Below are 20,830 nucleotides of genomic sequence, written 5' to 3'. Positions count from 1 at the left end.
GTGGTGGCCGCGCTCGACGCGTAGGTCAATGCGTACGGCCTCCGCTGTCTCATCTTCCTAGTCGCACTCAGAGGGCCACGTTTGGTGCGCTCGCACCAAACGTGGCCCTGAGTGACGGTTCCTCCGAACCAGGGAAACGCTCCTCGGTTCGGGTCCGAGGCGGCTTACGGAATGACGCGGTTGCGGAGGTTGTATGGGTACGGGCCCTCGCCGTGGATGTTCAGTTCGGTGGCCACATCGAAGCTGTAGTACGGGTGCGAGGTGCGGTAGCTGTCCAGGTTGTTGCCGCCGAAGCAGATGAGGTCCGCTCCGCCGGCCGAGTTCGGCCCGTTGCAGAGGCTCAGCGTCGGGTACTTGAATCCGTCGAGCGGACGGTCGCCGGTGCCACCGGGGCCGGGCACGTTTAGGTAACCGATGAGCCCGCCGGGGTCGCCCGGCCAGTTCGACTCGCCGGGCTGGCGGCGGCCGTCGGAGAAAAGCACGCCCTGGATGTTCCGGCCCGGCGGTTCGGTTTCCAGGACGGTGCCCGCGACCAGCGCGCCGAGGCTGAACCCGACGATGTAGACCTTCGTGCTGAGGTCACATCCTGAGGTGACGTACAGGTTGTAGAGCGCCGTCCTGAGGTTGGCGACACCGGCGTCGACATCGCTGTAGAGGTTCACGTCGGTGACACTGTTGGGGTAGGGGATGCGTACGGGGTCGGCTCCGCCGGGCGAGAAATTCCGGTCCAGGAGTTTGAAAGCCCCGCCGTCCTGGTAGCCGGGAACCACGAACATGACCGGACCGCAGGCCCCGGCTGGGCGTACCGCGGTGGCCTGGGCCGCAGCGGCCGACCCGATGGTCACGCTGGCGGCGGTGGCGATCGACAGCACGATGGCCAAACCCCATCGCAGTCGTGGCGGACTGAGCCTTCTCGTCACGGTTTCTCCTCGTCTGTGGTCGATGCTGCGGATGACCCAGGGTGTGGGGTCAAAGGCAAGATTGATCGTTTCGTCCGGATCGTCCGCGTACCAGGCCAGCGGCCGGCCATTTACGACCGGTCGTCGCCGCGAGCTGCGAAAGTACGGCTGAGGTGGTCCTGGAGCCGGGCGTGGCGAAACTGGTAAACCGCACCGGCCTGACGCAGGACGCCGCGCCGGTAAGCGTCGTCCAGGAAGGCGACCGTCGCCCAGGGCAGCCGGCCCGTCAGCGGCAACCAGATGCGTGACAGGACGACCCATTGGCCCCAGGCAGTGAAGGCGAACGCGTACGAGAGCCCGCCTCCCAGCCCGCCCACCGCCCCGATGACGAGCGAGTCGGGCATGCCCCAGACGAGCGGTCCCAGCGTTCCCTGGAGGAGGTCCACAACCAACTGGCCGCCAAAGATGATCGCGACCATGAGCAGCACGCCAAGCATCAGCGCCTGGCGAACCACGGTCGTACGGTTCGTGACGAGCAGCCCGGTCGGGCTGGTCGCCGCGCTCAGATCCAGCGGTGCCTCCAGGACCGCGGTGAGCCCGAACGTCGACCCGGCCGCGAGCCCGAACACTGTTCCGGTCACCAGGGTGTTGATCAGCGCGACCTTGACCACCACCCCGAGGTCGGCCGCAAACCCGTAGAACAGCCCCCGCGCCACCGCGGTCACCGGCCCGTACCCGAGGCCCACCGCGAACCCGCCCAGCAGGCCGCCGCCGAACCTGCCGGCGAACCTGCGGACGAGGCCGCCGCCGGTTCTGCCGCCCCGGCCGGGCAGCCGTACGCGGACGCGGGCGGGTTCGAACCGGACCCCGCCGTATCCGACCATCAGCCCGTACACGAGCCCGAAGGCGAGGCCGACCAGCGAGCCGACCAGCACGCCGTCCAGCAGCCCGGCGCCGAGTCCGAACGAGCCTCCGTACCTGGTCAGGTCCAGGGGCAGCGAGACGAGCCAGTCGGAACCGGCGGTGGCCAGCGCGGCCGTCAGCACGACAATGAGGATGCGCGACGAACGGCGCAGCGAGTCGCCGAGCTGCCACCACGCGAGGTCGTACGTGCCGCGCCGATCCAGGTGCCGCGCGAGGTAACCCAGCCAGCGCTGGACATCTTCGGGGTCCCATTTCCGGTGGTGGTGCGGCTGGTGCCGGTAGACGGTGCGTACGAAGCTGCCCAGCAGGTGCTCTTCCAAGGCCTGCGAGCTGGGGAAACGGTGCGTGTCCAGCAGCGCCGCCGGGTCAGGGTCGAGGGTGTCGCTGTAAACGGTCCTGGCGAGGACGACCATCAATGGGGTGCTCAGGACCGCGGCGAGGGTGGCGCACGCCGGGCGTTCCGGGTGGGCGGACAGCTCGTTCAGGACGGGATCCCACACGGTCCCGGTGGTACCGCTGCTGGTGGAGCCATTGCCCGGCGCGTTCGGGCGGGTGCTGCGGGGGAGGTAGTTGACCAGGTCGGCCGGGGTGAGATCGGTCAGCTCGACCCCGGCGGCGCGGGTCAGCACATCGGTCGCCGCCACCGCTCGCGCGTACTCGCCGGGACGGCTGGTCAGCAGCAACGGCAATGAGGAGGCGTTGAGTGCTTCCAACGCGGGGCCGTGCAGACCGTCGGCGATCTCGTCGAACCCGTCCAGCACCGGCAGGATCAGGTCGGCCCCGACCAGTGCGGCGGCCAGCGTCGACCGGGCCGGTGCCCTCGCCGCGAGGCCGGGGTAGTCGCGCAGCAGCTGATCGGTCAGCCAGTCCCGCAGGGCGGTGGTCGTCGGATCCCAAGACCCGAGGCTGAAGATCACCGGCACCGGGTCGGCGCTGGTCCGCGTGCGCAGGTAGTCCAGGGCGAATCGCGAGGTCAGGACCGTCTTCCCAGATCCGGCGCGGCCCAGCACCACCAGCCGTCCGGAGGGAATCCGCTGGTACGTGTCGGCGATCGCGGCGAGGTCGCCGGCCAGGTCCAACGGGCCGGACGTGGCCCCGGCCGGAATGCGGCGGATGTTGTCCCAGTGGTCGGTCAGCTCCGCGGCCACCGGCCGCCACCGGACCGGCAGCGGAAACGGGTCGTGGATCCGGCGCTGTTCCTCCTCGCGCTGCCAGCGGTCGCTGACCACCTGGGCCAGCTGGCCGGCGGCTTCGGCCAGCGCGATCCCGGCCGCCGAGGGCGTACCGCGCTGCTGGCCGGCCGGTTCACTGGCGACCGGAACGGCGTCCGGGGGCGGGTCCGGGGGCGTTGCGCCGCCGGCTTCGGACAGCAGGTTCTGGCGCTCTTGCGGCGCGATGCCCAACGCGTCGGCAAGCAGTTTTACTGTTCCCAACCGGGGGTCGGTCGGCTCGCCGGTTTCCAGTCTCCGGATGGTGCGTACGCCCAACCCGGACTGTTCGGCCAGTTGTTCCTGGGTCATCCCGACCTGCCGCCGCAGCTGACGCAGCAGCGTTCCGAACTGGCTCGTCACCCCGCCGACCTTAGCGGGATATCCGGCCATATTTGGCCGGTCCTCCTGCCTGGTCCGTTTATGCGTACGAACCGCATCATGAGCGGCGCCGACGAAAAGCCGGCGCTCGCCGACGGGGCGAGGTCATCTCTGGCGAAGGTGGAATGCGATGAGAATCCGTTTCCGGGCGTTACTTTGTGGTGGGGCGGGTCTGGCCGTCGCACTCGTACTGGCGGCCGCCCCGACCGAAGCCGCCGAGGCTGCGCCGCCGCACTTCGCCGACGGGTTCGGGCTGACCGTGGTCAGCCAGCCGGCGTGGGTGGATGCCAACCACCGCACTTTTACTTTCGCGGTGAGCTCCGACCAAGTTCCGAATCCGACGTTGCTGCCGGGCCAGACCGCTGGGCAGCACCTGATCATGGTTACCCTGCCAGCCGGGTACGACGGCGCAGCCGCCACCCGCTATCCGGTCCTCTATAACCTGCACGGCAACCCGGACCGGCCGAACACCGTGGCGAACCTGCAGATCACCGAGCAGTCGACGCAAGGCGTACCACTGATCACGGTGGCCCCCAACGGCGTACGCAGCTGGTACGCGAACTGGGCGAACCCCGGCGCGCTCGGCCCGCAGAACTGGGAGACCTTCCATCTCGACCAGGTGATCCCGCTGGTCGACGCCAACCTGAAAACCGTCGCCACCAGGGCTGGCCGGGCGATTGTGGGCCACTCGATGGGCGGCTTCGGCGCGTTCCACTACGCCGAGGACCGGCCGGACCTGTTCAGCTATGTGGGCAGCCTCTCCGGCGGTCTGGACCTGCTCAGCCAGGAGCAGCGAGCCGCGGTGGTGGAGACCGAACTGGACCCGGCGTCGGGCACCCCGACGGTGGCCGTCGACTCGATCTTCGGCCCGCCGACCTGGCCGCTGGACGGTGCGTGGAATGCGCAGAGCCCGGCCCAGCATGTCGCGTCGCTGCGCGGCATGGGAGTCGCGATGTACGTCGGCAACGGCGGTGACCTGACCGTCGATCCGATCCAGGCCGTGATCGAGAACCGGGCCAGGGAAACCGCCCTGGTGACCGCGACCAACCTCAAGGCCGCCGGCATCCCGTACGACTTCGCCGACTACGGCGACGGCAGCGCCTGGGCGCCGGGCTGCACCGGCAAACATGCCCAGCAACCGTGCCTGCAGGCCGACATGGACCACTTCATCCCACTGATCATGCAGCGGCTCCAGCACCCCTGACGTTTGTCGTACGGGTGTGACCCCAGTAGTTGTCAGTCCGCGGGTGCCGGCTCGGTGGTCCGCGGGGTGAAGAAGCGGACGAGGTCGTCGGCCGCGGTGGGAGACATCATCATCGCCTGGATGCGCGCGGACATTTCGGCGATCGGCTGGATCCTGGTGAACATCGCCCGCTCGTACGCACGGATCGCCGAGTCGGGATCGGCGGGATTCGCGGCGAGTTCGGCGGCGAGTTCGGCGCCGTCGAGCATGGCCTGGTTGGCGCCCTCGCCGACCGGCGGCATGAGGTGTGCGGCGTCCCCGATGAGGGTGACACCCGCCTGCGGGTCCCAGCGTGCGTCGGTGGGCATCGTCTCGATCCTGCGTACGAAAGGCGAGCCGTCGCCGGCCGCGATAAGCGCGGTGACCTGGGGAGCCCAGCCAGCGAAAATGTCCAGCAGACCGGCTTTGCTGCGGTACGTGTCCACGTGGCGATCGGTCGGCCCCAGGGACATCCCGACTCGAATGCTGCCGTCGCCGAGGCGTTGCGCCGAGAGGATCTGGCTCACGCCGACGCACCACATGTTCCCCGGACCGACCAGCTCGGCGATGTCCGGATAACGCCGGTCAACATCGCTGATGGTCAGCGCCACCGAGGTGCCGACGTACGACAGTGGCGCGTCGGTCAGCAGGGACCGGACGACCGAGCGTGCGCCGTCCGCGCCAATGAGGACGTCGCAGTCGGCGCTGTGCCCGTCATCGAAAGTCAGCCCGAAACCTCCGCCGGCTCGTGGCGTCGCCGCGACGAGCCGACGCTGCCAGGCCACCGCCTCGCCGGGGAGCGAATCGAGCAGGAGATCGCGCAACGCCCTCCGATCGATCTCGGGACGTCCAGAGAATGAGCCGGGCTTGGGTATGTGGTGCACAAGGATGCGCCCAGCCGGGTCGAGGATGCGATGTTCCTCGCCCTCCGGCCGCGCCTTCGACTGGAACTGGCCGGCGAGACCGGCCTTGGCCAGGGCCTGCTGCCCGGACTCCGCATGCAGGTCGAGCATGCCGCCCTGTGATCGCGCGGATCGGGTTGCCTCACGCTCGTACACCTGCGCGTGGATGCCGTGCAGGTGCAGGACCCTGGCCAGGGTCAGGCCGCCGAGGCCGCCACCAGCTATCGCGATTCGCATCATCGTCTCCGTTACCGTACGCTGTACCTTATGGATACGCCGTACGGTAGCGCACCGCTGCCCGTCTGGGAACGGCCGGAGCCGCACCCGCGGTCGGCGCCCGTGCCGCTCAGCCGCGCGAAGATCGCCGCCGCGGCGATCCAGCTCGCGGACGTACACGGCCTCGACGGTCTGTCGGTACGCAAGCTCGCAAAGGAGCTCGGCGTCGGTCCGATGCGGCTCTACGACTACGTGGTCAACAGATCCGAACTGCTCGATCTCATGGTCGACGCCATCTACGCCCAGATCGCCGAAGCCGACCAGCACTCGCAGTGGCGCGCCACCGTTTTGGCCATATATCACCGAACCCGCGATGCCACCCTTGATCATGAGTGGTTCTCCGACCTGCTCGGCGGAAGGCCGCACTTGGGGCCACACGCGCTCGCCGTCGGCGAATCGACCGCGGCGGCACTCAGTCAGGCACCCGCCGTACGCGACATCGACGACCTCCAGCGAATCGTCGGCGCCCTCAACGCCTTCGTCATCGGAGCGCTCCGCAGGGAAGTCACCGAGCGACGCACCGCCCGTACCACCGGCACCGACGTGACCACCTGGCAGAAAACCCTCGGGCCGTACCTGACCCGCATGCTCAAAACGGGCCGCTACCCCACCGTCGCCCGGCTCGTCATCGACGGCGCCCACCTCAACCCCGAGGAAACCTTCCACCACAACCTGATCACCATCCTCGACGGCATCACCAGCTGAACGGACATCGTCGGCTGGACAACCAACGGCGGGCGAGCGGCGTCTTAGGCGGCGAGACATGGTTACCGGGACGGTATCCGCGGGGGAGGAACGATGGGAAAGAACAGCAGCCTGTTGGTGTCAATGGGGCTGGCCGCAGTCGTTTTGGCTGGTTGCGGGCAAGGTGGTGGCAACGCAGGCCCATCGCCGTCCTCGACACCGACGCCTGCTCCGACGGCGTCGACACCGGGCGGTACGGGCTCGTCGGACGGGTCGTCCGGCGGCACGTCAGGCAGCACGTCCGGAGCCGGCAGTGGCAACGGCGGCGCCTCGAACGCGGGCCTGACCAACTGCACGGTCGGAAAGGGCCTCAAGGTCACGGTCGCGAGCGGTGATGGTGGTGCCGCCGGCCACGTGGGCTACTACCTGCGGTTCACCAACACCACCAAGCAGTCCTGCTATCTGTGGGGCTCGCCGGGCGTCTCCTTCGTCGCCGGCGACAAGGGCACCCAGGTCGGCCCGGCGGCGGTTCGCCAGCCGAAGGCGAAGGGACACAAGGTGACCATTCCGGCCGGCGGCTATGCGATCAGTACGTTGGTGATCACCAGCAACGGGCCGCTGCAGCCGTGCAACCTGGTGCAGGTCCGTGGGCTGCGGATCTACCCGCCGGACGACTACGGCGCGGCGTTCGTGGCGATGTCGCAGCAGGTGTGTTCGAACCCGAAGCAGAGCCAGCTGCAGGTCGACACGGTGCACTGAAGCGGACCGTCGAATTGGCTCTGAACTGGACCTGTTGCCACTGACAAGCGCGGATAGCGTTGACAGCGATGGCATTTCTGGTGAGGAGCTGACGATGCGTGTTTTCTTGGCTGGTGCGACCGGCGCGTTGGGGCGTCGCCTCATTCCGATACTGGTCGCCGACGGTCATCAGGTCACTGGACTGACCCGGCGCGAGACGCAGGCAGATGCCCTTCGGGCGGCCGGAGCCGACGCGGCGTGGCTGACGTCTACGACCTCGATGCGTTGACCGCCGCCGTACGGCAGGCCGCTCCGGATGTCGTTATGCACCAGCTGACGGACCTCTCGGCGGGGGACACCGGCGCGAACGCGGAGATCCGCCGGCGCGGCACCCGCAACCTCACGGACGCGGCGCTGGCGGCGGGCGTACGACGGATCGTCGCGCAAAGCATCGGATGGGCGTATGAGCCGGGGGAGACGCCAGCGGACGAGCAGACACCGCTCGATGTCCAAGCCGAGGGCGTACGAGCGACGACCGTTGCGGCGGTCGCCGAGCTGGAGCGGACCGTACGCGAGGCACCCGAGTGGGTCGTGCTGCGCTATGGCCTCTTCTACGGGCCGGGCACCTGGTATGCGAAGGACGGCCTGATGGCGGACAAGGCGCGCGCTGGCGAGCTGCCGGCCACTGGCGACATCGCGAGTTTCGTGCACATCGACGACGCCGCGGCCGCGGCGGCGATGGCGCTGTGCTGGCCCACCGGTGCGGTGAACGTCTGTGACGACGAGCCGGCCGCCGGGTCGATCTGGGTGCCAGCCTTCTGCCGGGCCGTCGGCGCACCGTCGCCCACCGCCGGCGGCGACCGGCAGCCGTGGGCCCGGGGCGCGGACAACCGCCACGCGCGCGACCGTCTCAAGTGGACACCCGAGCGGCCATCCTGGCGTACCGGCTTCACCGACCTTTGATTTTCCCCTCTCCTCGGAGGCATGCCCAGCCACAAAACGACATCAGGCTTTGACAACAAGAAGGATTTCTGGACCGGCGCCTATCAGGCGGTCGATGCCTGGGCGCCTGGTTTTTGGTCAAGTCCCGGCGAAACTTTGCATGTCGCGTCCCGGTGCGAGATGTCGGCCGCCCAGATCCGGTCACGCAGTCGGCGAAATACTGAGCTGGCGGCGACAACGCCGATTCCGGGGACTCTGGGGCTGACAACTGGGCGGGCTATGGTGAGCACAGTCCGACCCGGAGGGCCGTCGTGAAGGTTGTCGTTGCCGAGCCGTACCTGCTGCCGCACCGTGACCTGATGGTCGAGCTTGGCCCGCCGGACGCGGTGTTTTCCTGGCACGACAGCTTTACCGAGGGCCCGGTCGGCGCTGACCTTGCCGACGCCGACGCGTACGTTGGGTCGGTGTTGACTCGGTCGATGGCGACTGGCGCGCGTCGGCTGCGGTTCGTACAGGTGCCGGGCGCGGGGACGAACGGCATCGATTTTGGTGCGCTGCCAGCGGATGCGGTGTGCGCCAACACCTACCACCACGGCCCGTCGATCGGCGAGTACGTCGTTTCCGCGCTGATCCTGCTGAACCGGCGGATTCCGGAGCAGGATCGGGCATTGCGGTCCGGTGACTGGCTGACGCCGAAACGGGCCAGCCTGATGGCCCAACCGTCCACTTTGGACGGTCAGACCGTCGGTTTCGTGGGATTCGGCCACATCGGGGTTTCCTCGTGGCGGTTTCTGCGCGCCTTCGGCATGCGTGGGATCGCCGTGACCGGCCGCGGCAAAGGTGACCCGGCCGAGTACGGCCTGGACTGGCTGGGCGGCGTCGACCGGCTCGCCGACCTGCTGAGCGAGTCCGACGCCGTGGTACTCAGCGCGCCGCTGAACGAGCAGACCACCGGCATGATCGGGCCGGCGGAACTCGCGGGGATGCGGCGTTGCGCCGTCCTGGTCAACGTCGGACGTGGGCCGCTGGTCGATGAGCGCGGCTTGTACGAGGCGCTGCGGGACGGAGTGATCGCGGGTGCGGCGATCGACGTCTGGTATCACTACCCGGGCCTCGACCTGCGAGCGCAGCCGAGCGACTTTCCGTTCCGAGACCTGAGAAATGTCCTCATGAGCCCACACATCTCCGGCGTCACCGCGGCCACCTTCCGCAGCCGGACCGCCGAGATCGCGGCGAACCTGCGCCGTGTCGCGGCCGGCGAGGCACCGCGGAACCAAGTGCTGGCCTAGGGGGTTCGATCCCGCTGGCGTTTGGTGAGCTTTCGTCGTTGGTGGTCAGTGTGTGGAGCCGCCTCCGAGAATCGAACTCGGGACCTACGCATTACGAGTGCGTCGCTCTGGCCAACTGAGCTAAGGCGGCGTAGTGCTGTTTGCCGGTAAGCAGTCTAGCTGAGTGCTGGTTTGTCCAGGTGAGGCAGGGGGCATGGGTCAGTTGGAGAACCCAACGATGTTGGTCTGTGCCGGTCTGTGGGGCCTGGTTGTGGTTCCTCTGGGCACGCTCTGGGCACGCAACCGGGGCGCCCAGCCGGCTTATGGGCCGCCCAGTCCAACTTTCCGGCGGTTACGGAGAGCCAAGACAAGGACGGGTTGCGCGCGCTCCGTGACTCCGCCGGCCGGCAGTTCTGGCTCGAGCTACCCCAACACGTCGGCGAGCATGTCACGATGGGCGGCAAAGATCCGACCACCTGTTGCGGCTGCACAGGCAACGAGTTCGTCATACGTGCTGGCACTAACCCAACGCGCCTCCGCGGCGTCGTCGGCGCCGGTGACTGCCGGGAGGTTGTCGCGGTCGAGGACGCCGAGGTCGGTACGGCACAACACAGTTACCATCCATGCCTCATCGCTAGCCCGCGCGGACGGCACAGATCCCGGACTATGGCTGTTTCCCGGCCTGCAGCCCGGACGACCAGCCCTACCCGGCACCATCACCCACCGGCTCCAGCGTCTGGGCATGCAGCCCAGCGACTACCGAGAATCCGCACTGCTGCACCTGGCCGGGAGCCTGCCACCGGCAGTCACCGCTGACCTCCTCGGCCTCTCCCACCAGGCCGCCCATCGATGGTCGGTCCTCGCCGGGCGCCCCTGGGGAACGTACGTCGCTGGCCGGCTGGCTCGGCCGGTCGACCGAGACCCGAGCTGACCGCAGTCGATGTACTCACGCGTTACCCCACAAGCGCGCCAAGGCACGGCTCGACAAGGAGGCCCTGGCAGCACCGCATGAGCACGTAAGCGGCACTGTCGCCGTGCGTGACCAGCGCGTTTAGCGCTGCCCGTTGAGGGTTGCCTGCACGAGGGCGGTCAGGTCGGACTTGTCCAGGATGAAGCTGGCCTCGTACACGACCTCTTGGGCGGCCTCATCGGAGTCGGGATCCAGCGCGTAGTAAGCGAGTATGTGGGCGCGGGCAACATTGCGCCACCGGCGCCGCTCCTGATCGAGCCGGGTGATGTCGCGCCCGTCCTGCTGGGCCTGCTGGATGTCTTCCTCCCGCATGAGGCGTTCACTGTCGGCCTCGTCGCCCTGCGTCTCCAGCCATTGCCGTAGCGGAGAGTCGCCGTATTCGCCAGCGCTCAGAGCGGCCAGCAACTCCTGGGCGCCGGTGATCGGCACCAGGTTCAACACGTAGGCGGTGACCGCGGCAGCGACCTGCCGCTGGGCGGACTGCCCTGCAGCGGTGATGCGGTCGGCCACAGCCCGGTCGCCCATCCGCAAACGGCTCACCACGACGGTTCCATCCCTCTCCTCGGCGTGCGGAAAATCGCAGGATAACCAGCCGGCGGCGGAGCCACCGCGCTGGCCGGCAGCACCTGAGCCTGCTGCATGGCCAGCTGGCACTGGTAGCAGATCCGATAACCGGCCGCGATCGACTCCAACCGGAACCCCCTCAACGGATACGGCTCGTCCTCGCCGGGCGGTAACGGCAGCTCCGCCAAGTCGGTGTAAGCGATCATCCGCCGCTCCGCATCCAGCGACACATCATCTGGCAACGTGGCCCGCACCTCGGTCGACAGATGCTTCTTGATCTGCCGCGGAATGTACCCGTCGCCGGACATCGCCATCACTTCCTGCCGCGCGCCGGCCTGACTCTTCGCTACTCCGAACGCAACGCAGGGACGCGACGGCCACCGGCCCGAACGGGTCGGGCCAGGCTGTGGGATCAGATCCTGGAACCAGGCGGCCTTTCGCTCAAGATAGGCAGCCCATTGTCGGCCCAGCTCGTCGAGCCCCTCACCTCCGTCCATGCCCGCAGCATGCCACCCGGCAACGTCGTGCCGCTGACCATCAGGGAATCCGCCCTGCGGGCCCGATCCACGGAATGCGAATGCGTTCTGGCCGTCGTCCTACGTCGAGGGCGGGGCGGTGTTGGGAGTAATAGGCACCCTCGATCCTTCAGGGTGGCGACCGTCTGTATCAGCGGTGGCGGCGCGTTCGCGCCAGGCGCGTGCGCCACCCAGATCTGGAGGCTGCAGTTGATCCGACAGCAGGATGCCGAGGCAGACCATGGCGTTGGTATTTCCGGAGTTGGCGGCGCGTTCGTACCAGGCGCGTGCCCCATCCAGGTCTGGAGGCTGCAGCTGATCCGACAGCAGATTGCCGAGGTTGACCATGGCGTCGGTGTTTCCGGCGTCAGCGGCGCGTTCGTACCAGGTCCGCGCCCCGTCCAGGTCCGGCCCCTGCACCTCGAGGCACAGCAGGACGCCCAGGCTGTTCATGGCAAGGGTGTGGCCGGCTTCAGCGGCGCGTTCGTACCAGGTCCGCGCTGCCTCCAGGTCCCGCGGCTGCACCTGATAGGCCAGCATGGCTCCTATGTTGTTCATAGCATTGGTGTTCCCGGCGGCTGCGGCGGCTTCGTACCAGCCACGTGCCCCCTCCAGGTCCGGCGGCTGCATCTTGCTGGACAGGAGGATGCCCAGGCTGTTCATGGCACCGATGTTTCCGGCGGTTGCGGCGCGTTCGTACCAGACGTAGGCCCCCTCCAGGTCCGGCGGCTGCACCTGACCGGCCAGCAAGCCCCCCAGATTTGCCATCGCGATGGTGTCCCCAGCGGTGGCCGCGCGTTCATACCAGACGCGGGCCCCCTCCAGGTCCGGCGGCTGCATCTGGCTGGCCAGGAGGATACCCAGGTTGTTCAGCGCACTGGTGTTTCCGGCGGTTGCGGCGGCTTCGTACCAAGAGCGGGCTCCCTCCAGGTCCGGCGGCCGCACCTTACCGGCCAGTAAGACGCCGAGACTGAACATGGCGTCGGCGTTTCCCGCGGTGGCCGCACGCTCCAACCAGGCACGTGCTCCCTCCAGGTCCGGCGGCTGTAGCTCGTACGCCAGCAGGACACCCAGGTTGTTCATGGCGTCGGTGTCTCCGGCGGTGGCCCCGCGCTCCAACCAGTTGCGTCCTCCCTTCAGGTCCGGCGGCTGTAGCTCGTACGCGAGCAGCAAACCCAGGGCATTCATGGCGAGTATGTTGCCTGCGGTTGCGGCGCGTTCGTACCAGGTGCGGGCCCCCACCAGGTCCGGCGGCCGCACACTGTGGCACAGCAGATTGCCGAGGTTGTTCATGGCGTCGGTGTTGCCTGCGGTTGCGGCGCGTTCGTACCAGGTGCGGGCTCCCTCCAGGTCCGGCGGCCGCACACTGTCGGACAGCAGATTGCCGAGGCCAACCATCCCGTCGGTGTGACCGGCAGTGGCGGCGCGTTCATACCAGACACACGCTCGGTCTAAGTCCGGCGGCTGGAGATAGTCGGACAGCAGAACGCCAAGATTGACCATGGCGGCGGTGTTGCCGGCGGTGGCGCTGATTTCCCAGGCTGATCGTGTGATCTGCAGATTGCTGCGTTCGTAGGCGGTGATGCCGATGGTGAACGCGTCTTCTGGGTTGGCGCGCTGGAGGGCCTGGTCCCAGAAGGTGGTGGGGATGGGTCGCGGGGCGTCAGTTTGGTTGTCGTCCTGGGCGATGAGGTAGTCGAAGACGCGGTATCCGCGTGTCCCGTCAGCCAGCGGCACGGTACGCAGCGCGGCGACCCTTCCAGCACCCCGCGGCGGCATGCGGGCCGTGTGGAGCGCAGCTGCGATGTCGGCATCGCTGGGGTCAAGTTCGGGATGGTCGTGGAAGAGGCGGTCGAGGGCGAGGGTGGTGAGGTCGTCGGCGGGGATCGGCCGCTGCATGCCGACCCGTGCCCAGTCGATCGCGGTTTGCACGATTGAGAGCAGAATCGGTTGCGCGTCGCGGTATTGCCGAAGCAGCTGCGGCGCGCCCGCCAATCGTTCGCCCAGTCCCACGATCGACAGATCCGCGGACGGGTAGGCGGCTCGGGCGGCCGCTTGTTCCTTGTCGTCGTCGCTGGTCGGTCCCAGTTCGATGACAGTCGCGTCGTTGAGAAGTTGGCGGGTGTCGCGGGTCAGCTCGCCAGTGTCGGCGGTGAGGCGGTCTCGTTCCTCCCGCCGCAGTGTGGCGATGAGCAGGGTCGGTCCGGGGCGGGCAGTGAGCTGGACCAGTACGGCCGGAGTCAGGGCGTCCGTGGTGGTCAGGAACCGTTGCAGGTCATCTAGCCACACCACCAATAGATCGGTCGATCCTTCGATTCGTGGGTGGCGTGCCAGTTGACCGAGCGCGGGAACGGGGGCTAGGACACGGGCGTCGGGCCAACGCTCCTGGACGGCTTCGAACGCGGTCCTGGTCTTGCCTGTCTTCGATGGCCCAACGACCACCACGAGCCGTCCGGGCACGAGTTTGTCGCGAAGTACGTCGTCAACGTTATTGCGGGTTCGCGGAACATACTGGTCTTGCTGGCGGTAAGTGTCACGGTCACCGAACTCGGTCGGTGAGGCTCCCAATTGGTACGGGTCCAGATCCCGCATCGCCGGCAGATCTCCGTCATCCAACGGCAGTTCGACCAATCCCGTCAACGGCTGCGTCGGCACATGGGCACCGGCGGCCGTTTGCGATATCCGGATGGTGTCGCCGAACCCGATGATTTCAATGTGTCCGGCGGAGATGACCGGCTCGACAGAACCCGCAACCGTGCTGTGAATGCCCGCACCCGCCGGTCGTCGGGAAACCGGCGGCGCGGTCGCCCCCGTTGCGTGAAGCGAAGCATCGGCTAAAGCGCTGGTCGGCCCGTGCGCATGCTTGTACTTGCGGCGCCACCCGGCGGGGTCGAACGAGCCCTCCGGCGTCGCCAGCCGCTGGCTCGTAGCGTGTTGCTGACATGCCAGCACGAACGCCTCGACCGTGGCCCACGCCGGCTTGCCGTCGTTGAGCAGATCGCCCACGGTCGAACGCGGCAACGACCGACCCGCACGGGCCGCCGCAGCCTCCAACGCCCGCAACGACGGACTACCCACCAGATCCCGGAGCCCGCGCAGGGCAGCAACCAACTCCGGGCGCTGCGATGACGGTGGCGGGGCGTCCACATGGCTATGGTCGCAGTCCGGTCAACCGCCTGACACCGCGCGTCCGTCGACGTGTCCCGCTGACCGTCCGGCGGTGTCCGATCTCTGGCACCGGACCACACCGGACGCCCACCTACGTTCAGTGGACAGCATGACCAGCAACATCGTGTCCATGCTCGGCCGGGCCATCGCCACGGGCGCCGGCCTGCTCACCGCGACTCACCTGCCCGTGGCAGCAGCCACCGGCGGCGGCGTATTCCTAGCCCTGATCGTCTGGCTCGCACTCACCAGCGCCCACGCAAAAACCAAAACACGCCGCGACGCCGCCCGCGCCACCCTCGCCCTGATCCTGAACTTCCTCCGGCGCCACAACACCAGACAGAATCCATAGCCCAACACCGAAATGGGGCAACCCAGGATTCGACAACTTCGAATACCTCGCGTTCCCAGTTGTCTGCGGAACGAGCGTGCGGTGCGGGATGGGCTGGAGCCAGATGAATTCGACGGCATCCGGCTAGAGTCGGTGGCCGCTGCGTATAACGTGTGTTGGAGGCGGTGCCAGCCGGTGTTGCGTCGGGAGCGGACCAACCCGTTGACCACGCTCGCGCAGCGGCCGCCGGGTCAGCCAGAACCAGAACCGCCCTTGGCCTACGGTCCGCCGCCACCTGCCGTACGACTGGGAGCATGCCAGGATCCGAAGAAAGGACCACGTCAGTGAGGTACGCGGGCTTACGTCCGGAGCTTTCCCGGCAGATCGAGTCCGCCGGCCCGCAGGTCCAGCGGCGGCTGGCACTGTCACTGATCGTCTTGGTGACCGAACGAGTGACGGTGAACCGCGGAGCCGAGGTGCTGACCGCGGTGCACACCGGAGACTTCGGCGACACCGAGCTGCGAGCCTGGGTCGGGCAGCAAGCGAAGATAGCCAACTCGGCTCACGACAAACTGTGGAACCGACAGCGCCAAGCCGAGGATGCTGGCGAACCAGTACCCGATGGACAGGACGACCTGATAGAACGCGCGCACATGGCGGCGTCGGCATACGAAGTCCTGTACGCGGCACTGGACTCGGATCCCAACACCGCGGCGCAGGAAGTGGCGTTCCTGGCACGCCGGGCAACGTCCGACGACGAAGCCGAAACAGCGGTCGGCTGGATACTGCGTGAGGCCGGATACGACGTCAGCCGTACGGTGTTCTGGCTGCCCACCCCAACAGCCGAGCAGCACATAACGATCGGCCGTGGCCACGCCAAGGATTCCGACAGGTAATACGCCGGACCTCCCGTCGGGCGGTAGCCGGATCTGATTCTGATAAGCCTCGCAGGCACCTTCGAATCGCTGCCGCGCGGTCTGTGACTGAGGTTCGATTACAGTCGCGGACTCCGACGGCGATTTCAGTGCAATAGAAGAAAAACATATCCGCATAGTCACACGCCTGCGGCGGACAGGTCAGCATCGACGATGCTTGGCAAAGCGGCTCTATGCTGTCCTGCGAGGAATGAGCGCGGCGCCTTTCTCAGCGGCAGCTTTTGCGAGCTGGGGAAGGACGCTCGTGTAGAACTTCGAGGTGACCCGATCGCTGCTGTGGCCGAGCATTTCTTGGACGACCTTCATCTGGACCCCCGCGGCCAGGTGAATGGTCGCCGCCACGTGTCGGAGATCGTGCAGACGTACCGGTGGTAGGTCGGAGAATTCGACAAGACGGTTAAACTGCTTGCTGATCTTTCCTGGATGCAGAAGGGAGCCGTCGGCGTTCGTGAATATCCGACCAGTCTCGGTCCAAGTCTCGCCGGCGGCCATGCGGGCTTCTAGCTGGCGCTTGCGGTGTCGACGAAGGACTCCGAGGGTCTTGGCGTCCAAGGCTATCGTTCGGTGGCTATCTTTGGTCTTCGGTGCTGACTCTACGATGTCCCACCCGTCCTGGACGAGCTGCGTGGCGATGGTCAGCGATTCCTCTATCTCGTTGAGGTCCATCCACCTCACCCCACAGGCTTCACCTCGCCGCAGACCTCGGTAGGCCATTAGATGCCACATCGCGTATAGCTCGTGGTCAACGATAGTGTCAAGAAATTGCCCAACTTGCTCTGGCATCCAGACCATCACTGGAGACGGCGTGAGGCCAGTCTCCTCCCAGTATTCGACCCGCGAGTCGGTCCACACCAGAGCCTTCGCTGACCGGCCGTCATCGGCGATCTCGACGTGAGCCGCCGGATTGAAGGTAATCAACCGGTATGGGGAGATGGCCCTGTTCAGCGCGGCACGAAGTGTCGCTTTGATGTGCTTCTGGGTAGACGTACCGGTGGTTCGCCGAAACGGCGGAAGTTCGCGTAACTCCGCACATAGCGCCCGTGATTCGGCGCGAGACTTTGCCGTCTTGCGTTTGGCGTTTATCTCATGGCGGATCGCGTTATTCGCGGCGATGGCATCATTGGCTTCGTTGATCGCATCAAACATGTCGATGACGTGTCCGATGCTTAGCTTGTCCAGACGGACATGCCCAAGGTGTGGTTTGAGGTGACAGCGCACGTCCATCTCGTAGCGTTTGATTCCGGACTTCCTACCTCGCTGGTTGGCCAACCACATGTCCAGATAATCAGCCACTATTACATGGGCGTTGAGAATGTGTGGCGTCTTCAACAGGCGACGAACGGTCTCGGCGTCCGGCAGAGGCTCGCGGGTACGAGAGACCCGCGCCAAAAGCGCGGCGACATTATCGATCGCATCATCGTCTCCCGGATCCGGAATAGCGAGAATTGTCCTCACGCGGTCCAGATCAACTTGCCCCTCAGTCTGCGTGTCGTATCCCTTGCGACGAAACAACCGTCGTTCCCCGTCCGCCCCAGTCGCGAGTTCCTGGCGAACTGTCCACGTGCCATGGCGCTTCTTTCCGAGATCTGGGCACTGCGCTCCCAACTCGCGACCGGTTTTCTTGTCGCGACAGGTGCAACGCTTTGTTACTGATCCGGATGCCATTTGCTTTTCCCTTTCACGCATGAGACTAACGTCGAAACACAGGACATCGCTGCATCCTCGATATCGCGACCAAAAGGCACCGAACGAGGAAGCTCGGGAACGAGGAGGATGGAGGAATCTGTTAAATGTGTCGAGCGACGCACATCCAAGCGCCGCGGACTGCACCCTACTGGGCTCATCAGCGCGCGCCAAGTGCCCCGCCACAGACAAATATCGCATTGTCGATTTGTTGGCCGCAGGGTTCACGACGGCCGCCTTTCTCCTTGTCCGGCGGCTCTCGGTGGCGGCTGTTCTCATTCCGAGTAGCGGTTGTCATTCGTCCAGCTGTACATCGATAGCTCGACCGCATGCTTCCGGCACACATACTTGCGCGACGGACAGTCTGGATAGCCGCCGACGGCCAACGCGCACCCGCTGCCCTGGCATCGTCAACGATGTCGAGTCAATTCGTGGAGAATGCCGCCGATGCCGAGGAAGCAATCACCGCACCAACTGAAGGCGGCGGCTGACCGCCGGCACACCGAACAACGGCGGTTGACCGCCGATCTACATCAGCAAGAGGAACACCTGTTGTCGACCGAAACGCCTGAAGGCCGGCAACTCACCGGGGGCGCTGGAGCAACAACGGGACGCGTTCCGAGACAAATTCGGCCGCGAGTCCGGCCCTAGCGATTCGCTGATCCTCGACCCCGACGCGGCCGCCGACGCGCCAACCGCGATGACCTAAGGACTGGAACACCTGGACAAGCTCACGACGGATTCGCCGAAGCAGGCATCGACCCGGGTTAAGGCGTGGCGGAAGACCGCATACCAGGTCATGGACGCCAACCAGCACCTGTTCTCTGCCATCGAGGTTCAGACGTACCTGGAGATAGTCGAATGACACGAGATCCAAGCCGCCGGTGGCGAATGGGACGACGACCCCGATGGCTTGGACGACGAAGACATCATCGACGACGATGCCGCCGATGTGCTCGAACAGGTGGTTATTGACGACCGCGACGTTGTCGCCACACTCCATCTGATGGACAGGTCACCGCCGATCCCGCAACCAACGAAACTCCGAGGCCGACGCCTCCACGGCGTTGACGATCGAGATGTTCGCGATCCTGACCGGCTGGCTCACACCGCCGGCTACGACCTACCGCCAACCGCCGCTACTACCTTGATCGTCAACAGTCTCGGCAGTGAGGCAATCACCGCGCCGTCATCCTCGGCGGGTTCGTCGGTCACCCAAGCGCACCCATGGCACAAGACGATCGATGACGCCTTCGAGGAGCTCGGGCCACTGGTAGTGCCGACGATGATCTGGCTAACCGCCGCGCTGGTCGGCCCATCAGTCGCGGCGCCGCGCCTTGGATCCGCCAACACGACACCACCGACTCCCAGCACCTGAGACCGGTGCCACTGACCGGCGGTCTTGGGGAAATCGGAGCGTCGTGGGTGTAGACCTACCAACCAAACCCCGGCGGGGGATACCGAGCCGACCGGCGACGGCCGTGACGCCGCGGTGATGCCATGCGGCGTCGGTCGACGTTCCGCACTCCAGGCTGCTGGTCAAGGGCTCAGGCGCTGGTGCGGCGCGCTTAATGCCGGAGTCATGTGGGAGACCTGCTCACAATGCTGACACCGATGGGCGGGCGTTAGCAGCAGCGTCAGATGGCACCTTGCGTTGCGGCGAGTCCGCGGTGCCGCTCATGGCTGACTGGGGTGTCCGCGTCCGCTTGGTCGCTGAGGAGGTTGTGCTGCTGTGGTGTGAGCGACGCTGTCGTCCAGCTGGTGCCCGCGGTGCCCCAGGTTCCGCGGCGGGCCATTGCCCAACAGCAGCCGCCTGGCGATAAGCATCGTCGAACTTCTCCTGTGCGGCAGCGATCCGCTGGTTGGCGGCCGTCTGTACGTCCACCAGATTCTGATTGGCCCGCTCGGCTTCCAGGCGAGCCATGTCGACGGACTGTCGTTCCTTCTCACTGACCGCCGCCAGTTCGGTCAGTGCCTGCTGAATATCGGCAACCAGGGGCGCGAGCTCGCCGCTACTCGGCTCGGATGGGGACGGTGGTCGCAACGCCATTTTGAACAGCCCTCCTTAGATAGCCTTGGATAGAGGAGCACTCTACCCGCCGAATCGGACATCGTGGCCATAATGTGCCATCTCGAGCCCGCTTGGCACGCCGTCGGGCACTACGTGGGCTCAGTTGCAGCCGGCCGAACTCTTTCAAGCCCCTGCAGCACGTTCGTGGCGGCGTGGACCGTCACGGTCGATCATGATCCCGGCGGCCATCGGCGCACACTCCCATATGGCTCCTCAGTGCGTGGGGCCGCCGACGCCTTTAATCACCGAACCGTTCGTGTTACGGACCCGTCGGATTCCAAGCGTTTGAAGTCAGCCGCAGTGCGATGGATCGAGGCGCGAGTCCGCCTCTGTGGTTCCGAGGTCGATGACCGGCGCGGTGGTGGTCAGGATCTCGACGCGTCGTTTGCGGCTGTAAGACGCCAAAGCCAGTGACAACTTTGGTTCGTGGATCGGACCGGTGGGAGGTTCGCTCCGGAGATGTTCCACGAAGTCTTGGGTGAGCCGGGCGCGACCTTCCATCAGTCGTAGACCGTTGTGGCCGTACCGGTCCAGGAGCAGGACCGCCTGGTCGCGGGTCGGTTTTTCGATCAAGGACGTCATGATGGGACGGCCGCTGACGGTCGTGTCAGGGCAGATGATCACTCCGCGATGGGCGGCCGCGTCGAGGTCGAACGGACGAGCCAGCACGGTGACGGTGTCCGCCGCTGCTGCGGCCAGCATCGGCATCGGCGGCGCGGCTGGGTAGAGGTTGTCGGCGAAGGCGAGGTAGAGGTCACCGGGTGGGTGGAGGGTGGCGGCGCCGTTGAGTACGGAGGTGATGTCGGCGTAGTCGCCGCGCTGACGTACGAAGATGACATCAAGGTCGGCCCAAGCCGAGCGGATCGCAACAGGCTGCCGCGCGAGCGTCCGGTAGCGATATTGGGCACCGGCCGACAGGGTCAAGCGTGCCCAGCGGACGAACGTTTCGTAGTACGGGTGGTAGACGATCGCGGCTCGCGCCGGACCGACGGCGGCGATCTCGTCGAGCAGGTGCGCGATGCCCGGCCGGCCCTGCACGGGGTAGAACTCCTTGGGCAGGAACTGGGACCAGCTCGCGGCCCTGGTGCCGAGCCCACCCGCGGCGACGACCACATGTGCGACACGTTCGGTAGTCACCGGGTCACCGCCATT

General features: G+C 66.6%; 21 protein-coding genes and 1 tRNA gene. 11 read left to right on the top strand and 11 right to left on the bottom strand.

Going from position 1 to position 20,830, the window contains the following annotated elements; all coding sequences use genetic code 11:
- Positions 1-164 precede the first annotated feature (164 nt).
- On the bottom strand, positions 165-920 hold the full coding sequence (locus ABD301_RS01885) for a hypothetical protein (RefSeq protein WP_344306506.1): 756 nt from the start codon (positions 918-920) through the stop codon (positions 165-167).
- 110 nt (positions 921-1,030) lie between these two features.
- Positions 1,031-3,394, bottom strand: coding sequence for a helix-turn-helix domain-containing protein (locus ABD301_RS01880; protein WP_344306504.1), 2,364 nt, complete (start codon positions 3,392-3,394; stop codon positions 1,031-1,033).
- A gap of 148 nt (positions 3,395-3,542) precedes the next feature.
- Here ABD301_RS01880 and ABD301_RS01875 point away from each other — a divergent pair, with 148 nt between their 5' ends.
- On the top strand, positions 3,543-4,616 hold the full coding sequence (locus ABD301_RS01875) for an alpha/beta hydrolase (protein WP_163568073.1): 1,074 nt from the start codon (positions 3,543-3,545) through the stop codon (positions 4,614-4,616).
- A gap of 32 nt (positions 4,617-4,648) precedes the next feature.
- Here ABD301_RS01875 and ABD301_RS01870 read toward each other — a convergent pair whose 3' ends face one another.
- Entirely contained in the window at positions 4,649-5,773 is a 1,125-nt protein-coding gene (locus tag ABD301_RS01870) for an FAD-dependent oxidoreductase (protein WP_344306502.1), read from the bottom strand.
- Between the two features lie 30 nt (positions 5,774-5,803).
- On the opposite strand from ABD301_RS01870, the gene ABD301_RS01865 reads away from it, so the two are divergent.
- From ABD301_RS01865 to ABD301_RS01845, 5 genes are all read left to right on the top strand, one after another.
- On the top strand, positions 5,804-6,517 hold the full coding sequence (locus ABD301_RS01865; RefSeq protein ID WP_344306499.1) for a TetR/AcrR family transcriptional regulator: 714 nt from the start codon (positions 5,804-5,806) through the stop codon (positions 6,515-6,517).
- A gap of 93 nt (positions 6,518-6,610) precedes the next feature.
- A complete protein-coding gene (locus ABD301_RS01860) occupies positions 6,611-7,255 on the top strand; it encodes a DUF4232 domain-containing protein (RefSeq protein ID WP_344306497.1) in 645 nt (214 codons plus the stop codon).
- 94 nt (positions 7,256-7,349) lie between these two features.
- Positions 7,350-7,523, top strand: a complete 174-nt coding sequence (locus ABD301_RS01855) for an NAD(P)H-binding protein (RefSeq protein WP_279580024.1) — start codon at positions 7,350-7,352, stop codon at positions 7,521-7,523.
- Positions 7,493-8,197 (top strand): NAD-dependent epimerase/dehydratase family protein, encoded by a 705-nt coding sequence (locus tag ABD301_RS01850; protein ID WP_344306495.1) that lies wholly within the window; start codon positions 7,493-7,495, stop codon positions 8,195-8,197. Before ABD301_RS01855 ends, ABD301_RS01850 begins: the two co-directional genes overlap by 31 nt.
- A 290-nt stretch (positions 8,198-8,487) precedes the next feature.
- A complete protein-coding gene (locus tag ABD301_RS01845) occupies positions 8,488-9,465 on the top strand; it encodes a 2-hydroxyacid dehydrogenase (protein ID WP_344306493.1) in 978 nt (325 codons plus the stop codon).
- 53 nt (positions 9,466-9,518) lie between these two features.
- On the opposite strand, the gene ABD301_RS01840 is transcribed toward ABD301_RS01845, so the two are convergent.
- Together ABD301_RS01840 and ABD301_RS01835 are read right to left on the bottom strand one after the other, a co-directional pair.
- Positions 9,519-9,595, bottom strand: a tRNA-Thr gene (locus tag ABD301_RS01840).
- 272 nt (positions 9,596-9,867) lie between these two features.
- The gene (locus ABD301_RS01835) at positions 9,868-10,065 is read right to left on the bottom strand and encodes a hypothetical protein (protein ID WP_279580020.1); all 198 of its coding nucleotides are present in this window, start codon (positions 10,063-10,065) and stop codon (positions 9,868-9,870) included.
- Between the two features lie 121 nt (positions 10,066-10,186).
- On the opposite strand from ABD301_RS01835, the gene ABD301_RS01830 reads away from it, so the two are divergent.
- Positions 10,187-10,375 carry a hypothetical protein gene (locus tag ABD301_RS01830; protein WP_344306488.1) on the top strand — a complete coding sequence of 63 codons (189 nt, stop codon included), beginning with the start codon at positions 10,187-10,189 and terminating at the stop codon, positions 10,373-10,375.
- Positions 10,376-10,495: 120 nt separating this feature from the next.
- Here the strand turns inward: ABD301_RS01830 and ABD301_RS01825 are convergent, their stop codons facing one another.
- The 3 genes from ABD301_RS01825 to ABD301_RS01815 form a co-directional block, all read right to left on the bottom strand.
- Positions 10,496-10,957, bottom strand: coding sequence for a hypothetical protein (locus tag ABD301_RS01825; protein WP_163568069.1), 462 nt, complete (start codon positions 10,955-10,957; stop codon positions 10,496-10,498).
- Positions 10,951-11,475, bottom strand: coding sequence for a hypothetical protein (locus ABD301_RS01820; RefSeq protein WP_344306486.1), 525 nt, complete (start codon positions 11,473-11,475; stop codon positions 10,951-10,953). Before ABD301_RS01820 ends, ABD301_RS01825 begins: the two co-directional genes overlap by 7 nt.
- Before the next feature lie 99 nt (positions 11,476-11,574).
- Positions 11,575-14,499: a tetratricopeptide repeat protein gene (locus tag ABD301_RS01815; protein WP_344306484.1), complete on the bottom strand. Its 2,925-nt coding sequence runs from the start codon at positions 14,497-14,499 to the stop codon at positions 11,575-11,577.
- Between the two features lie 271 nt (positions 14,500-14,770).
- Between ABD301_RS01815 and ABD301_RS01810 the strand changes: the two genes are divergently transcribed.
- Entirely contained in the window at positions 14,771-15,010 is a 240-nt protein-coding gene (locus ABD301_RS01810; protein ID WP_163568064.1) for a hypothetical protein, read from the top strand.
- A gap of 323 nt (positions 15,011-15,333) precedes the next feature.
- Positions 15,334-15,885 carry a hypothetical protein gene (locus tag ABD301_RS01805; protein WP_344306481.1) on the top strand — a complete coding sequence of 184 codons (552 nt, stop codon included), beginning with the start codon at positions 15,334-15,336 and terminating at the stop codon, positions 15,883-15,885.
- 210 nt (positions 15,886-16,095) lie between these two features.
- Here ABD301_RS01805 and ABD301_RS01800 read toward each other — a convergent pair whose 3' ends face one another.
- Together ABD301_RS01800 and ABD301_RS01795 are read right to left on the bottom strand one after the other, a co-directional pair.
- On the bottom strand, positions 16,096-17,610 hold the full coding sequence (locus ABD301_RS01800; protein ID WP_344306479.1) for a tyrosine-type recombinase/integrase: 1,515 nt from the start codon (positions 17,608-17,610) through the stop codon (positions 16,096-16,098).
- A gap of 580 nt (positions 17,611-18,190) precedes the next feature.
- On the bottom strand, positions 18,191-18,610 hold the full coding sequence (locus tag ABD301_RS01795) for a hypothetical protein (RefSeq protein ID WP_344306477.1): 420 nt from the start codon (positions 18,608-18,610) through the stop codon (positions 18,191-18,193).
- A gap of 3 nt (positions 18,611-18,613) precedes the next feature.
- Here ABD301_RS01795 and ABD301_RS01790 point away from each other — a divergent pair, with 3 nt between their 5' ends.
- Positions 18,614-18,985, top strand: coding sequence for a hypothetical protein (locus ABD301_RS01790; protein ID WP_344306475.1), 372 nt, complete (start codon positions 18,614-18,616; stop codon positions 18,983-18,985).
- A gap of 417 nt (positions 18,986-19,402) precedes the next feature.
- Positions 19,403-19,690, top strand: coding sequence for a hypothetical protein (locus ABD301_RS01785; RefSeq protein WP_163568060.1), 288 nt, complete (start codon positions 19,403-19,405; stop codon positions 19,688-19,690).
- Between the two features lie 279 nt (positions 19,691-19,969).
- On the opposite strand, the gene ABD301_RS01780 is transcribed toward ABD301_RS01785, so the two are convergent.
- On the bottom strand, positions 19,970-20,815 hold the full coding sequence (locus tag ABD301_RS01780) for a glycosyltransferase family protein (RefSeq protein ID WP_163568059.1): 846 nt from the start codon (positions 20,813-20,815) through the stop codon (positions 19,970-19,972).
- Positions 20,816-20,830 lie beyond the last annotated feature (15 nt).

This window comes from Fodinicola feengrottensis, assembly GCF_039530045.1.
In the GTDB taxonomy this organism is placed as follows: Bacteria; Actinomycetota; Actinomycetes; order Mycobacteriales; family HKI-0501; genus Fodinicola; species Fodinicola feengrottensis.
This window is presented reverse-complemented; position numbering and strand designations above follow the sequence as displayed.

Coding starts and splice junctions, on each gene's coding strand:
- ABD301_RS01875 (WP_163568073.1), top strand. CDS start 3,543: ATGAGAATCCGTTTCCGGGCGTTACTTTGTGGTGGGGCGGGTCTGGCC.
- ABD301_RS01855 (WP_279580024.1), top strand. CDS start 7,350: ATGCGTGTTTTCTTGGCTGGTGCGACCGGCGCGTTGGGGCGTCGCCTC.
- ABD301_RS01830 (WP_344306488.1), top strand. CDS start 10,187: ATGCAGCCCAGCGACTACCGAGAATCCGCACTGCTGCACCTGGCCGGG.
- ABD301_RS01870 (WP_344306502.1), bottom strand. CDS start 5,773: ATGCGAATCGCGATAGCTGGTGGCGGCCTCGGCGGCCTGACCCTGGCC.
- ABD301_RS01795 (WP_344306477.1), bottom strand. CDS start 18,610: ATGGAGTGTGGCGACAACGTCGCGGTCGTCAATAACCACCTGTTCGAG.
- ABD301_RS01800 (WP_344306479.1), bottom strand. CDS start 17,610: ATGCGTGAAAGGGAAAAGCAAATGGCATCCGGATCAGTAACAAAGCGT.
- ABD301_RS01835 (WP_279580020.1), bottom strand. CDS start 10,065: ATGGTAACTGTGTTGTGCCGTACCGACCTCGGCGTCCTCGACCGCGAC.
- ABD301_RS01790 (WP_344306475.1), top strand. CDS start 18,614: ATGGACAGGTCACCGCCGATCCCGCAACCAACGAAACTCCGAGGCCGA.
- ABD301_RS01860 (WP_344306497.1), top strand. CDS start 6,611: ATGGGAAAGAACAGCAGCCTGTTGGTGTCAATGGGGCTGGCCGCAGTC.
- ABD301_RS01865 (WP_344306499.1), top strand. CDS start 5,804: ATGGATACGCCGTACGGTAGCGCACCGCTGCCCGTCTGGGAACGGCCG.
- ABD301_RS01810 (WP_163568064.1), top strand. CDS start 14,771: ATGACCAGCAACATCGTGTCCATGCTCGGCCGGGCCATCGCCACGGGC.
- ABD301_RS01820 (WP_344306486.1), bottom strand. CDS start 11,475: ATGGACGGAGGTGAGGGGCTCGACGAGCTGGGCCGACAATGGGCTGCC.